The organism is Actinomadura rudentiformis (assembly GCF_008923185.1).
Classification (GTDB): Bacteria; Actinomycetota; Actinomycetes; order Streptosporangiales; family Streptosporangiaceae; genus Spirillospora; species Spirillospora rudentiformis.
Genome location: NZ_WBMT01000028.1, coordinates 33,901 through 47,308 on the forward strand (window position 1 = coordinate 33,901; position 13,408 = coordinate 47,308).

The following is a 13,408-nucleotide window of genomic DNA, read 5'->3' on the forward strand; positions in this document are numbered from 1 at the left end:
CTCGATCACCTCTCGGTCCGCTCACGGAGGCCTCTGGGTAACGTGAACGCATGCGTTTCGGGGTGCTGGGTCCGCTTGAGGTGTGGGCGGCGGACGGCAGCCCCGTGCGCGTTCCCGAGGCGAAGGTCCGGGCGCTCCTTGCCGACCTTCTGGTGAACGAGGGACGCGTCGTGTCGGCGGACCGCCTCGCCGACGACCTCTGGGATGGAGAGCTGCCCGGCAACCCTTCCGGTGCGCTGCAGACGAAGGTGTGGCACCTCCGCCGAGCCCTGGAGGAGGCCGAGCCGGGCGCACGCAAGCTCGTGGTCTCCCGCGCTCCCGGCTATCAGCTGCTGGCGGACGCCGACGCGATCGACGCGGGTCGCTTCCGTGCGCTGCTCGCGCGGGCCACCGCGGCCCACGATCCGCGAGAACGTGCCGCGCTGCTGACCGACGCGCTCGCGCTCTGGCGCGGCCCGGCGTACGCCGACTTCGCCGACGAGGAGTTCGCCCGACCCGCGATCACGCGCCTGGAGGAGCAGCGCCTGGTAGCGCTGGAGGAACGCGCCGCCGCGCGCCTCGAACTGGGCGAGCACGGACTGCTGGTCGGCGAGCTCGCGGACCTGGTCGAGCAGCACCCGCTCAGGGAACGGCTGCGAGCCGTACAACTGCGGGCTCTCTACCGAACCGGGCGGCAGAGCGAGGCCCTCGCCGCCTACAACGATCTCCGCGCTCGCCTTCGGGAGGAGCTCGGTCTCGATCCCGGCCCGGAGCTCGCTGAGCTCCAACGGGCGATCCTCACCCAGGACCCGGCCCTGGAGCCGAAACGTCCGGCCACCGAACGCCCGCGTACGAACCTGCCCGCCTCGGTCACCGAGCTGATCGGCCGTACGACCGCGATCGCCGCCGTACGCGACCTTCTGAAGTCGGGCAGGCTCGTCACCCTCACCGGACCGGGCGGCGTCGGGAAGACCCGTCTCGCGATCGAGACAGCCGCCCAGTCGGACTTCCCGGACGGCATCTGGCTGGTCGAGCTCGCCACCCTCGATCGCACCGCCGGACTCGACCGCCTGGCAGACCTCGTGACCACCACCCTGGGACTCCGCGACGACACCACGCCGGAGGGGGACCCCCTCGATCTGATCGTGACGTCACTGCGGCCCCGGCGGACACTGCTGATCCTGGACAACTGCGAGCACGTCGTAGAACAGGCCGCCGCGCTCGCCCAGCACCTCCTGAAATCCGCTCCCGACCTGCACATCCTCGCGACCGGCCAAGAGCCCCTCGGCCTCTCGGGCGAGACCATCTGGCCCGTCCCACCGCTCGACCTTCCCCCCACGCCCGATCTGCCTGCGGTCACCGATCGGCCCGCGGCAGAAGGCCTGCCAGCAGCGACCGATCTGCCTGCGGCACTTGATCGGGTTGCGATCACCGGCCTGCCCGCCGCGACCGATCCCCCCGCGGCGATTGATCCCCCCGCGGCGACTGATCGGCTTGCGGCCAGCGACCGGCCCGCGGCGACCGATCCATCTGCGGCGACCGATCCGCCTGCGGCAGCCGATCCATCTGCGGCGACCGATCGGCTTGCGGCGACCGATCCATCTGCGGCGACCGGTCCGCTTGCGGCGACCGGTCCGCTTGCGGCGACCGGTCCGCTTGCGGCGACCGATCGGCTTGCGGCGACCGATGGGGCTGGGGCGATCGGCTTGCCTGCGGTTATCGGCTTGGCTTCCGCTGTCGGCAGGGGCTCCGCCGGGGATGCTGCTCATCGTGACCTCGGGGTGCTGCGGGAGTCGAGTGCCGTGCGGTTGTTTGTGACCCGCGCGAGCGCCGCCTCGCCCGGCTTTGAGCTCACGACGGAGAACGCTGCCGCCGTGGTGGAGATCTGCCGGCGGCTGGACGGGATTCCGCTCGCGTTGGAGCTTGCGGCCACGCGCCTGCGCGTCCTCGGTGTGCGCGCACTCCGCGACAGGTTGAACGACCGGTTCCGGGTGCTCGCCACTGGCCATCGCGGTGCCCCGGCCCGCCAGCAGACGCTCCGGGCGGTGATCGACTGGAGCTGGGAGCTGCTGACCGGCGCCGAACGCACCGTTTTGCGCCGCCTGGCGGTCCACGCGGACGGCTGCACGTTGGAAGCCGCGGAAGAGGTCTGTTCCGGGGGCGGCGTTGACCCTGTCGATGTTCTCGATCTCCTGGCCCGGTTGGTGGACCGTTCGCTCGTGAACGTGACGGAGCGGGCGGACGGGCCGCGTTACCGGCTGCTGGAGTCGGTCGCGGCCTACTGCCACGAGAAACTTGAGGACGCTGGCGAGGCGACTGCCGTACGGGAGCGCCACGGTGCCTATTACGCCGCGTTCGCCGAACGAGCGGCACGCCACATCCGGGGACACCAGCAGCGGCAGTGGCTGGAGCACCTCGACACCGAAGCCGCCAATCTCCGTTCCGCACTCGAAGGCGCGGCCCGGCGTGAGGACGCCCACCTTGCGCTGCGGTTGGTCAATTCCCTCGCCTGGTACTGGTTCCTGCGGGGCAGGCTCAGCGAGGCCAGTCGTTCGCTCGGCCTCGCCTTGGCGGTCGAGGGTGACGAGGTGCCGTGTTCCGTACGGGCGCAGGCGATGATCTGGCAGATCGTCCTGGCCATCCGCGCGGGCAATGTCCCACGCCCGATGGACCGGGCGGACGCCGTGCTCGGCCTGTACGAGCAGCACGACGATCCGGCGGGAGCGCGGGCGCACGCGGAATGGCTGCTCGGCTTCGCCCTCTTCGGCTACGGAGACATTTCGATCAGCGAAGACCTGGTGAGCCGCGCGCTGACGGGTTTCCGCGCCGCGGGCGACCGTTGGGGCACCGCCGCCGCGCTGAGCACGCAGGCCAACCAGGCTGTGTTGCGCGGCGACTTCCCGGCGGCTGAACGCTGCGGAGCGGAGAGCGCGGCGCTCTTCAACGAGCTCGGCGACCGGTGGGGCCTGCTTGCGACCACGGACGTGCTGGGCGCGGTGGCGGAGGTCACGGGAGACTATGAACGTGCCGCCCGCCTGCATCGCGAGGGACTGCGCACGGCCGAGGAGCTCAAGCTGTGGCCGGACGTGTCGCGCAGGCTCTCCGGGCTCGGCCGCATCGCGCTGCTCAGCGGCGACCATGCGCTTGCCGGAGAGTTGCTCGAACGCGGTCGGCGGCTGGCGGCCGACCATGCCGACGAGGCAGCCGAGGAACACGCGGAGATCGGCCTGGCGCTCCTGGCGAGGCGCCAGGGCAGGCTCGACGCTGCCGAGGCCCACCTGCGGCGATGGCTCGACTGGTGCCGGGAGCGGGGCGGCGACCACGGCGTGGCGTTGATCCTCGCCGAGCTCGGCTTCATCGCCGAACAGCGCGGTGACGCCAAAGCCGCGATGTCACTGCAGGTCGAGGGGCATGAGACCGCTCGTACGACCGGCGATCCCAGGGCGGTCGCGCTCGCCCTCGAGGGCCTGGCGGGTGCCCATGCCCTCTCTGGCGATCATCTCCGGGCGGCGGGGCTGCTCGGTGCCGCCCACGCACTCCGCGAGTCCGTCGGCACCCCGCTTCCTCCGGCTGAACGAGGTGACGTTGAGCGCATCACGGCCGCCGTACGCGACGTGCTCGGCGACGCCGCCTTCACCGCCGCGTTCACGAAAGCCGAGCCCTCAGACGTCACCGCGTGAAGAGGCCGTCAGTCGCTGACTCTCGCCAAGCGTGGATCTGTCACCAGGACTGGTGCGAGGTGACGTCGGCTGCGCTGGACGACGTCGTTCACCGTCGCTGACCTGCGGACGGCCGTAGCCTGCCGCAACCACGGCGGAGGAGGGCGTCGGCACGGGCGTGGCCGCCGACTGACGACGACTCCGACGAGGGTTTGTGCCTGGGCGTCGCGTAGTCGGGGAGCTTGAGGCGCACCCTAGGCCTTGGCGAGGACGCTGCGGTAGTACGAGGCGAAGTCGGGCTGCGAACCGTCGACGTCGGTGAACCCGTACTCCTTGGCGAGCTCTCCGCTGCTGTACGAGCCGCCGGTCTTGGCCATGATGTCGGGGTCGGAGGCCAGGGCAACGACCGCGCGTGCCACGTAAGCCGGCGTCTCCGAGGCGGCGAAGTGCGGATCCTTGGCGATGCCGTCCCGCCAGTTCTCCTCGGCGACGCCGAAGATCTCGAGCATGGCCTCCGATCGCAGGAAGCCCGGCGTGAGCGAGAGCGCCGCGACGTTGTACGGCTTGAGCTCGGCGGCCTGGTTCTTGGCGAGCCGGATGACGGTCTGCTTGGCCAGGTCGTAGAAGAACGTCCCGCGATAGCCCCCGAGCAGGTCGTCGACGAACCGCTCCGTGCCGTCGGTGATCTCGACGACCAGGCCGCTCTTCTGGCCGACCATCAGCGGCAACGCGAAGTGGCTGGTGATGATGTGCGTGTCGACGGCGCGATGGAGGAGCGCGAGTCCCTTGCCGAGGTCGTGCTCCCACAGCTTCTTGTCCCACTCGGTGAGGGCCTCGCCGCCCCACACGTCGTTGACGAGCACGTCCAGGCGGTCGTGGTCGGCCCGGATGCGTTCGATGAGGGCCCGTACCTGCTCGGGTTCGGAGTGGTCGACGCGGATCGCGATGCCGGTGCCGCCGCGCGCCGTGACGAGGTCCGCGGTGTCCTCGATCGTCTCGGGGCGGTCGAGGTCGGAACGGCCCGCACGGGTGCTGCGGCCGGTGACGTACACCGTGGCGCCCGCCGCGCCGAGTTCGACGGCGATGGCCCGGCCGGCTCCCCGCGTGCCGCCGGCGACCAGGACGATCTTGCCTTTGAGGTGCATGATCCGTCCTCTCTCGGATTAATAAATGACTGTTCATTTACTATAGCCCGCATGCGAGGGCATGGGCAATCAGGAGTTTCGATGGATCAGCGGGACGCGAGGCGCCAGAGGGAGGTCACCTCGGCGGCGCGGGCCTCGTACAGCGGGTCACCGGAGTCCTCGGCGCGCGGGTGCCGCGGCTTGATGTCCATCCGGTCGAGCACGCGCAGGCCGGCCGTCTCGAACGCGTCGAGCAGTTCGGCCTGCGTGCGCAGCCCGAGGTGTTCGGCCAGGTCGGAGAGGATCAACCAGCCCTCGCCGCCCGGTTCGAGGTGGCTGGCCAGGCCGTTCAGGAAGCCTCGCAACATCTGGCTGCCCGGGTCGTACACCGCGTACTCCAGCGGGGAGCTCGGGCGTCCGGGCAGCCAGGGCGGGTTGCACACCACCAGCGGCGCACGTCCGGGTGGGAAGAGGTCGGCCTCGATCACCTCGACCCGGTCCGCCAGGCCGAGCCGTGCGATGTTCTCGCGCGCGCAGGCCAGAGCGCGCTGGTCCTGGTCGGTGGCCACGACCCGTCCGGCACCGCGACGCGCCAGCACCGCCGCAAGCACGCCGGTGCCCGTGCCGATGTCGAACGCGAGGGAGCCCGGCGGGAGCGGCGCCGCCGCGACCAGATCCACGTACTCGCCTCTGACCGGCGAGAACACGCCATAGTGCGGGTGGATCCGATCGCCGCCGAGCGCCGGGATCGGCACGCCCTTCTTCCGCCACTCGTGCGCGCCGATGAGCCCTTGCAGCTCGCGCAGCGACGTCACGTACGGCTCGTTCGCCTCCCCGTAGGCCTCCAGGCAGGCCTGCTCGACATCGGGCGCGCGGCGCAACGAGATCTTGTGTCCGGCCTCGACCGGGATCAGCACCATGCCCAGTGTCCGGGCTCGCTGCGCCTGCGCCTGGCGATGCAAGTGGAACGCCTGGACCTGCGAAGGCGCCTCGCCCTTGCGCTTGCGGCGGTCCGCTCGACGAGGCGTACGGTCGGCGCGGCGGGTCATGGCTTGGAGGAGCTGCCGCGCGTTCTGGAAGTCGCCACGCCACAGCAGTGCGGTGCCTTCGCAGGCCAAGCGGTACGCGTCGTCGGCCTTGGTCGTGTCGTCGGCGATCATCACGCGCCGCGGCGGTGCCGCCCCGCTCTCCGAACGCCAGTATGCCGAACGGGCCGTCCCGTCCTCGTCCCACTCGATGAGCTGCGGTTCGTTCATGCCGACCTCGCCAGATCCGAGCTCGAACGCCGCGTCGAGGTCTTCGCGAGCCGGTTGAGCTTGTCCACGTACTCCGAGCCGGGCTCCGCCGCGTACATCATCAGGCGGCTCAGATCCGGATCGCCGGGCAGATGCAAGGTCTCGAACGGCAGGACGAGCAGCCCGACCTCGGGATGGACGATCCGTGCCTCACCGTGGGTCAGTTCGATGACGCGGTGCTCCTCCCACAGCCGCCGGAAGTCGTCGCCGCTCGCGAGCAGGTCGTCGATCAGGGTGCGCAGGCGCGCGTCGTCCGGATGCTGTCCGGCCCGAAGCCGGAGGTGCGCCACGTTCCGGCACGCCACCGGCAGCCAGTTGTCGCCCAGCCGGCTCCGGTAGTCGCCGTTCAGATGGATCTGATGCGTCCAGGTGCGCTCGTCCGGTGGCACCTCGGCCAGGTCGACGAAGATCTCTGCGGTGAGGCGGTTCCAGGCGACCACGTTGGTGTAATGCCCGACGACGTACGCCGGGGCGTGCGTGATCGAGTCGAGGAGATGCTGGAGCGGCGCCCGCAGCCGCGGCGGGTCCTCCCGGTGGCCGGTGCGCGGCGGGTGGGCGAGGCGGTGCAGGTGGGCGTGCTCGTCGCCGTTGAGCCGCAGCGCCCGGGAGATCGCGTCGAGGATCTCGGTGGAGACGTTGTCGGCGTTCCCCTGCTCCAGCCGGACGTAGTAGGCGACGCTCACCCCGGCGAGCTGCGCCAGCTCCTCACGGCGCAGCCCGGGGACCCGCCGGCGACCGCCGTACGAGCGCAATCCCACCTCGTCGGGCTGCAGCCGAGCCCGCCGGGACTTGAGGAATTCCCCCAGTTCGTTCCCCTGCGCCATGACAGCCGAGCGTATCCGGCCCCGAGCCGCCCCGGCCCGCCGAGGGCGCCACCGCTGCTTGGGCATGGGCCGCCGAGGGTGCTACTGGCGGTGGTAGGTACGGCGGGCGTACGAATGGGCGGGGGCTGGGTGGGCTTGGCGTGGCGGCGGATCGTGGACGCGACCGATCAAGACGATCCCCTTGGAAGAGGCGCTCCATGGCTACTCTGACCGGCGTCGCGGCTCCCGCTGCCACGCGGATGACCTCGCGGCACAGGCTGATCCTGATCTTGCTGCTCGGCGTGCAGTTCATGCTCGCCATCGACTTCTCGATCCTGAACGTGGCGTTGCCGGTCGTCGGCGAGGGGCTGGGCTTCGGGCTCGGCTCGCTGCAGTGGATCGCGACTGCGTTCGCGCTGCCCGCCGCCGGGTTCACGCTTCTCTTCGGCCGCGTGGCGGACCTGTTCGGGCGGCGGCGCATGTTGCTCACCGGAATGGGCCTGCTGGCGATCGGCTCGCTCATCGGCGGGCTGGCGACCTCCCCGGCGCTGTTGCTGACCGGGCGGGTGCTGCAGGGGCTCGCGACGGCCATCGCGACCCCGGCGGCCCTGTCGTTGATCACCACGTCCTTTCCGGAGGGGCCGCTGCGCAACCGGGCGCTCGGGCTCAGCGGGGCGCTGATGTCGGCCGGGTTCACGGCGGGCGCGGTGCTGGGCGGCGTGCTCACCGACCTGCTGAGCTGGCGCTGGGCGTTCCTGGTCAACGTGCCGATCGCCGTGTTCGTGCTGGCGGTGGCGCCACTCGTGATCACTGAGGGCGGCCATGGGGTCAGGGCGAGACGTGTCGCGCGGGGCGTGCGGCTGGACGTACCAGGTGCGATCACCGTCACGGGCGGGCTGCTGGCCCTCGTGTACGGCATCACGGCCGCCGGTTCGCAGGGGTGGTCCGACCCGTTCGCACTGGGGGCGCTCGTGCTCGCGGCAGTACTGCTGGTGGCCTTCTGGATGACCGAACGGCGCGCACCGGCTCCGCTGGTGCCCCTGCACGTCCTCGCCAAGCGCACGGTGACCTGGGGCAACATCGGTGGCTTCATCGCGTTCGCCACCGAGACCTCGCTGGTCTTCCTGATGACGCTCTACCTGCAGCAGGTGCTGGGCTACTCGGCGATGGCCACCGGTCTCGCACTCGGCGTCCTCGGCGCGGGCACGTTCGCGGGCGGCGTCGCCGCTCCCCGGATCATGGCCCGGCTGGGCGGCCGGTGGGCCCTCGCCGCCGGGCTGGTCCTCCAGGCGGCGGCGACGGCGGCGCTCCTCGGCCTGGGCGAGACCCGTAGTGGGCTGCCGCTGATCCTGGTCGCCACGGCGATCGGCGGCTTCGGCAACCTCGTCGCCATCGTGGCCTTCATGGGCACCGCCACCTCCGGCCTGCCGGACGAGGAACAGGGACTCGCCACCGGACTCGCGACCCTCACCCAGCAGGTCGCCATCACCCTCGGCATCCCGGTGATGAGCGCCATCGCCACCGCGGGCGGCGGCTCGGTCCTCGGCGGCATCCACACCGCGACAGTCGTCAACGCCGCCGTCACCCTCGCGGGCGCCGCGCTGATGGTGGCCTTCCTTCGCCGCCGCGCGAACACGGAGGACTGATCATGGACCTCGAACTCACCGGCAAGGTCTACGTCGTCACCGGCACCTCGGCGGGCATCGGCGAGGCCACCGCCCGGCTGCTGGCGGACGAGGGCGCGCACGTCGTCGGCGTCGCCCGTGACGTCACCGGCCATGACCTGGGCGAACGCGTGACAGGCGTCGCCGCCGATCTGACCGACCCGGCGGCGGCCCAGCGGATCATCGACGCGGCGCTCGACCGGCACGGACGCCTCGACGGGCTCGTCAACAACGCGGGCGCCCTGAACTCGCGCATCGGCTTCCTCGATGTGACCGACGAGCAGTGGCACGCCACGTTCGAGCTGAACTTCCACGCCGCCGTACGGATGGCGCGGGCCGCGCTCCCCGCCCTCATCGACCAGGGCGCCGGGAGCCTCGTTCACCTGTCGAGCGAGGCCGGTCGCTTTCCTGACACGCCGCTGGTCGACTACGCGGCGACCAAGACGGCGTTGCTGTCGGTGTCCAAGACGCTGGCGGGGGAGTTCGGCCGCTGCGGCATCCGTTCCAACGTCGTCTCACCGGGCCCGACCCGTACGCGGCTGTGGGACGCGCCGGGCGGCTTCGCCGAGCAACTCGCCGGGCAGTACGACCTGCCTGTCGAGCAGGCCATCGAACGCTTCGTCCGGGACGAGCGGAGGCTGCCCACCGGACGGCTCGGGATGCCGGAGGACGTGGCGCGCGTCATCGCCTACCTGCTGTCGCCGCTCGCCGCCCAGGTGACCGGCGCCGAATGGGCGGTCGACGGCGGCGCCCTGCGCCAGATCTGAATCGTCATGTCCAGCATGGCCAGAACGACGGCGTCCGGCAGACGGAGGTGGATGGGGGTGGATGGAGATGAACGGGTGTTATCCACAGCCTGTGGATACTGGGCTGGCTGGACCAGCGGGCCACCGGCGTCGAGCCGATCATCCTTCGAGCGTCCTATGGTGCCGGTTTCCACCACCCGCATCTGTGCGGCTCGACGATCGGGTGGCTGGCCGCCCGACGTCTTCACCGCCGAACAGGTCGTGACCGCATTGCCAACCTCCGTGGCATCGCGGCCGCGTTGCCGGACTCTCCGTGGCATCGCGGCCGCCGACCTGCACAATGTCGTGTTCCAGCAGGACTACTCGTGTTCCAGCGGGACTGACGGATCGTCCCGCCGTCACGTGCGGGTGGTCAGGAGGGAATCTTGTCGAGGAAGCCGTGCACCGTCTCGATGCGGCCGTCCTCGGCGAAGACCGCCACGTCGAAGCCGATCACCACGGCTTCCGCATCCGCCGGGCCGAGTTCCCAGGTGAAGCGGGCAAGATCGTGATGGGCGTCGACGTTCCCGGCCAGCCGGAAGACGAAGTCCGGGAACTGCTGCTGCACGGCGGCGATGGTCGCGTCGAGGGCGTCGCGCCCCTCAGCCACCACGAGCGGGTCGGTGTACGCGGCGTTCTCGGTGCACAGCTCGTCGATGGCGGCTCGGCGGGCGGCGGCGTCCTTCTCGTTCCAGATGTCGATGTAACGCTGGGCTTGCTTCTGCGCGTCGTAGTTCATGGCCTCCACGGTGCCGAGTGCGGAGGATAAAGGCGATTACCTGCCAGGTCATGGGGTTTGCCCCAGTAGTCTCTGCCGAGATCGAGCGGGACGGGGGCGGGCAGTGGCGAACGTGGCGATGGTGAGCGCGGGTTCGTGGGTCCGGTCGGGCAGGCACGCGGCGGTACGGCGGCGTGCTCCAGGAGGAGCGGCCCCGGCCGCCGTCGGCATCGGGCTTGTGGGCGCGCTGTTCTTCTCGTCCTCGTTCATTGCCAACCGGCTCATGGCCGTGGACGGCGGCGCATGGGAGTGGAGCGCGTCGCTGCGCTTCCTGCTGTCCCTGCCGGTGTTCTTCGTCATCGTGGTGGCCCGGCCCCGCACTGGCGGGCTTTCGCCGGTCCTGCGGGCCCTGCGCGCGCAGCCGGGCCGGTGGGCGCTGTGGAGCACGGTGGGCTTCGGGCTGTTCTACGCGCCGCTGTGCATGGCCGCGACGACGGCTCCGGGCTGGATGGTCGCGGCGACCTGGCAGGTGACGATCATCTGCGGGATGTTCCTGGCGCCGTTCCTCTACACACGGGGCGATCATCGGCGCCGGATCCCGGCCACAGGGGTCGCGCTCTCCGGGCTCATCCTGGGCGGCGTCTTCCTCACCCAGCTGGGAGGCGAAGGGCGGCTGTCGTGGGCTGTCGCCGGTGGCGTCCTCGCGGTGCTGATCGCCGCGGTCGCCTACCCGGTGGGCAACCGCAGAACGATGGAGCTCGCCGGTGACAGCCTCGACACGTTCCAGCGGCTGCTGGCGATGTCGATCGCGAGCCTGCCGTTCTGGCTCGCGATCGGACTGGCAGGCGGCCTGCGCGCAGGCCTGCCATCATCCAGCCAGCTCACCGGCACGACCGTGGTCGCGATCTGCTCCGGAGTGATCGCGACCTCTCTGTTCTTCGCCGCGACCCAGCGGGTGCGCGACAACCCCCTGCGCCTGGCGGCAGTGGAGGCCACCCAGGCCGCCGAAGTGGTCTTCGTGGCGCTCCTGGAGCCAGTGATCCTCTCCGCCGAGCCTCCCGGCCCGGCCGCCTGGGCCGGCATCCTGGCGATCACCGTAGGCGTGGCCCTCTACGCCTTCGCAGGCCGCCCAGCCGCAAGCCGCCCGACCCCGAAGCCTCCCTCCACAAACGCACAGCCTTAGCCGAAAGGCCGCACCCGGCACGCGGTCCGGCCTTCGGGGCCTGGAGGATGATGTCGGATTTTCGCTAGTGAGTCGGGTTGGCCTCGGTAATGCTGGACCCATGCATGAGGATGTTGAGCGGTGCGTACGGGCGGTCCAGTCCAAGGACGCACGCTTCGACGGGTGGTTCTTCACCGGGGTCGTGACCGCGGGGATCTACTGCCGGCCGAGTTGCCCGGTCGTCCCGCCGAAGCCCGAGAACATGCGCTTCTACCCGAGCGCGGCGGCCGCTCAGCAGGCCGGATTCCGGGCCTGCAAGCGGTGCCGGCCCGACGCCAGCCCCGGCTCGCCACAGTGGAACGAGCGTGCCGACGTCGTGGCTCGCGCGATGCGGCTGATCGCTGACGGCGTGGTGGACCGGGAGGGCGTGCCCGGCCTGGCCTCTCACCTTGGTTACAGCACCCGCCAGATCGAACGGCAGCTCCAGGCCGAACTGGGCGCCGGTCCGCTGGCCCTGGCCCGGGCCCAGCGCGCCCAGACCGCCCGGCTCCTCATCGAGACGAGCTCCCTGCCGATGGGGGATGTCGCGTTCGCTGCGGGATTCGCCAGCATCCGTGCGTTCAACGACACCGTCCGCGAGGTCTTCGCGCTCACCCCGACCCAGCTCCGCGACCGCGTGGCCCGAGGCCATCCGGCTGTCATGGCTGCGGGGGCGGGGGAGTCGGTGGCGACCCTGTCGCTCCGGCTTCCGTTCCGGGCTCCGTTGTGTCCGGACAATCTGTTCGGCCACCTCGCGGCGACCGGTGTTCCGGGCGTGGAGGAGTGGCGGGACGGCGCGTACCGCCGCACGCTCCGGTTGCCGAACGGCCATGGCATCGTCACACTGCGGCCCCAGCCGGAGCACGTGACCTGCACGTTGTCGCTGACCGACGTACGCGACCTGACGATCGCGATCAGCCGGTGCCGGCGCATGCTCGACCTGGACGCCGACCCCGTCGCGGTCGACGACCTGCTGCGGACGGATCCGGTGCTCGCGCCGCTCGTCGACAAGGCTCCAGGGCGGCGGGTGCCGCGTACGGTCGACGCGGAGGAATTCGCCGTACGGGCGGTCCTCGGGCAGCAAGTCTCGACGGCGGCCGCGCGTACGCATGCCGCACGGCTGGTGACCGCCCATGGCCAGCCGGTCGTCGATCCGGATGGCGGCCTCACCCATGTGTTCCCCGACTCCACTGCCTTGGCGGAGCTCGACCCGGCCCAGCTGGCCTTCCCACAGACGCGCCGTACGACGCTCACCACGCTGGTGGGGGCGCTGGCGGCGGGTGAGATCGATCTGGGCGTCGGCAGCGACTGGACCGAGGCCCGGAGCCGGCTCGCCGCGCTGCCCGGGGTTGGTCCCTGGACCGTCGAGACGATCGCCATGCGCGCGCTCGGCGACCCCGACGCCTTCATCCCCGGCGATCTCGGCGTCCGTCTGGCGGCCCGCGAACTCGGGCTTCCCGCCACACCGGCGGCGCTCACCAAACGTTCCGCGTCCTGGCGCCCCTGGCGGGCGTACGCGGTGCAGTACCTGTGGGCGACCGGCGATCACGCCATCAACCGGTTGCCCGCCGCCTGACCGACGAGAGGACCAAGATGATGATTTCGGGGCACCGTACGCACGCGGTGCTGGAGAGCCCGTACGGCCCGCTGACCATGGTGGCCACCGACGGTGTGCTCTCCGGGCTCTACATGAACCTCCAGCGGCACCGTCCCGCCGAGGAGCTGTTCGGCGAACGGGAGCCTGATGGCCGGACCCCTCCGTTCGGCCAAGTCGTCGAGCAGTTGGAGGCGTACTTCGCGGGCGAACTCACGGACTTCGATCTGCCGCTGGCTCTCCATGGCACGCCGTTCCAGCGCACGGTCTGGGAGGCGCTGCAAGAGATCCCGTACGGCGAGACGATCTCGTACGGGCAGCTGGCCCAGCAGATCGGCAAGCCGTCCGCCTCACGCGCCGTCGGCCTGGCGAACGGCAAGAACCCGATCAGCATCATCGTCCCGTGCCATCGCGTGGTGGGCTCCAGCGGCAGCCTCACCGGTTACGGCGGCGGTCTGGAGCGCAAACGCCGCCTGCTCGACTTCGAACACGGCGTCCGCACCGCCGAAGACCCCACAGCGACCCTGTTTTAACCGCATTCCCCGGCCTGCGGCTCGGCTGGCGGCCCGGCCTGCGGCCCGCCTTG

At 71.0% G+C, this 13,408-nt stretch carries 10 protein-coding genes; 6 read left to right on the top strand and 4 right to left on the bottom strand.

The features are described from left to right. Positions 1–50 precede the first annotated feature (50 nt). Positions 51–3,659: a BTAD domain-containing putative transcriptional regulator gene (locus tag F8566_RS51955; RefSeq protein WP_225994061.1), complete on the top strand. Its 3,609-nt coding sequence runs from the start codon at positions 51–53 to the stop codon at positions 3,657–3,659. 233 nt (positions 3,660–3,892) lie between these two features. Here the strand turns inward: F8566_RS51955 and F8566_RS43545 are convergent, their stop codons facing one another. The 3 genes from F8566_RS43545 to F8566_RS43555 form a co-directional block, all read right to left on the bottom strand. Then, positions 3,893–4,783 carry an SDR family oxidoreductase gene (locus F8566_RS43545; RefSeq protein ID WP_151569214.1) on the bottom strand — a complete coding sequence of 297 codons (891 nt, stop codon included), beginning with the start codon at positions 4,781–4,783 and terminating at the stop codon, positions 3,893–3,895. Positions 4,784–4,869: 86 nt separating this feature from the next. Beyond that, entirely contained in the window at positions 4,870–6,018 is a 1,149-nt protein-coding gene (locus tag F8566_RS43550; protein ID WP_151569216.1) for a methyltransferase, read from the bottom strand. Further along, the gene (locus F8566_RS43555) at positions 6,015–6,881 is read right to left on the bottom strand and encodes a helix-turn-helix domain-containing protein (protein WP_151569218.1); all 867 of its coding nucleotides are present in this window, start codon (positions 6,879–6,881) and stop codon (positions 6,015–6,017) included. Before F8566_RS43555 ends, F8566_RS43550 begins: the two co-directional genes overlap by 4 nt. Before the next feature lie 197 nt (positions 6,882–7,078). Between F8566_RS43555 and F8566_RS43560 the strand changes: the two genes are divergently transcribed. Both F8566_RS43560 and F8566_RS43565 read left to right on the top strand, forming a co-directional pair. After that, positions 7,079–8,506 (top strand): MFS transporter, encoded by a 1,428-nt coding sequence (locus F8566_RS43560; protein WP_151569220.1) that lies wholly within the window; start codon positions 7,079–7,081, stop codon positions 8,504–8,506. A gap of 2 nt (positions 8,507–8,508) precedes the next feature. Next, positions 8,509–9,291 carry an SDR family NAD(P)-dependent oxidoreductase gene (locus tag F8566_RS43565; RefSeq protein WP_192810167.1) on the top strand — a complete coding sequence of 261 codons (783 nt, stop codon included), beginning with the start codon at positions 8,509–8,511 and terminating at the stop codon, positions 9,289–9,291. A 391-nt stretch (positions 9,292–9,682) separates the two neighbouring features. On the opposite strand, the gene F8566_RS43570 is transcribed toward F8566_RS43565, so the two are convergent. Continuing rightward, complete coding sequence (locus F8566_RS43570) at positions 9,683–10,048, bottom strand: nuclear transport factor 2 family protein (RefSeq protein ID WP_151569223.1); 366 nt, start codon at positions 10,046–10,048, stop codon at positions 9,683–9,685. A 103-nt stretch (positions 10,049–10,151) separates the two neighbouring features. Here F8566_RS43570 and F8566_RS43575 point away from each other — a divergent pair, with 103 nt between their 5' ends. From F8566_RS43575 to F8566_RS43585, 3 genes are all read left to right on the top strand, one after another. Further along, entirely contained in the window at positions 10,152–11,210 is a 1,059-nt protein-coding gene (locus F8566_RS43575) for a DMT family transporter (RefSeq protein WP_225994062.1), read from the top strand. 100 nt (positions 11,211–11,310) lie between these two features. Next, on the top strand, positions 11,311–12,804 hold the full coding sequence (locus F8566_RS43580) for a DNA-3-methyladenine glycosylase 2 family protein (protein ID WP_151569224.1): 1,494 nt from the start codon (positions 11,311–11,313) through the stop codon (positions 12,802–12,804). Positions 12,805–12,821: 17 nt separating this feature from the next. Next, a complete protein-coding gene (locus F8566_RS43585) occupies positions 12,822–13,355 on the top strand; it encodes a methylated-DNA--[protein]-cysteine S-methyltransferase (RefSeq protein ID WP_151569225.1) in 534 nt (177 codons plus the stop codon). Positions 13,356–13,408: the final 53 nt, after the last annotated feature.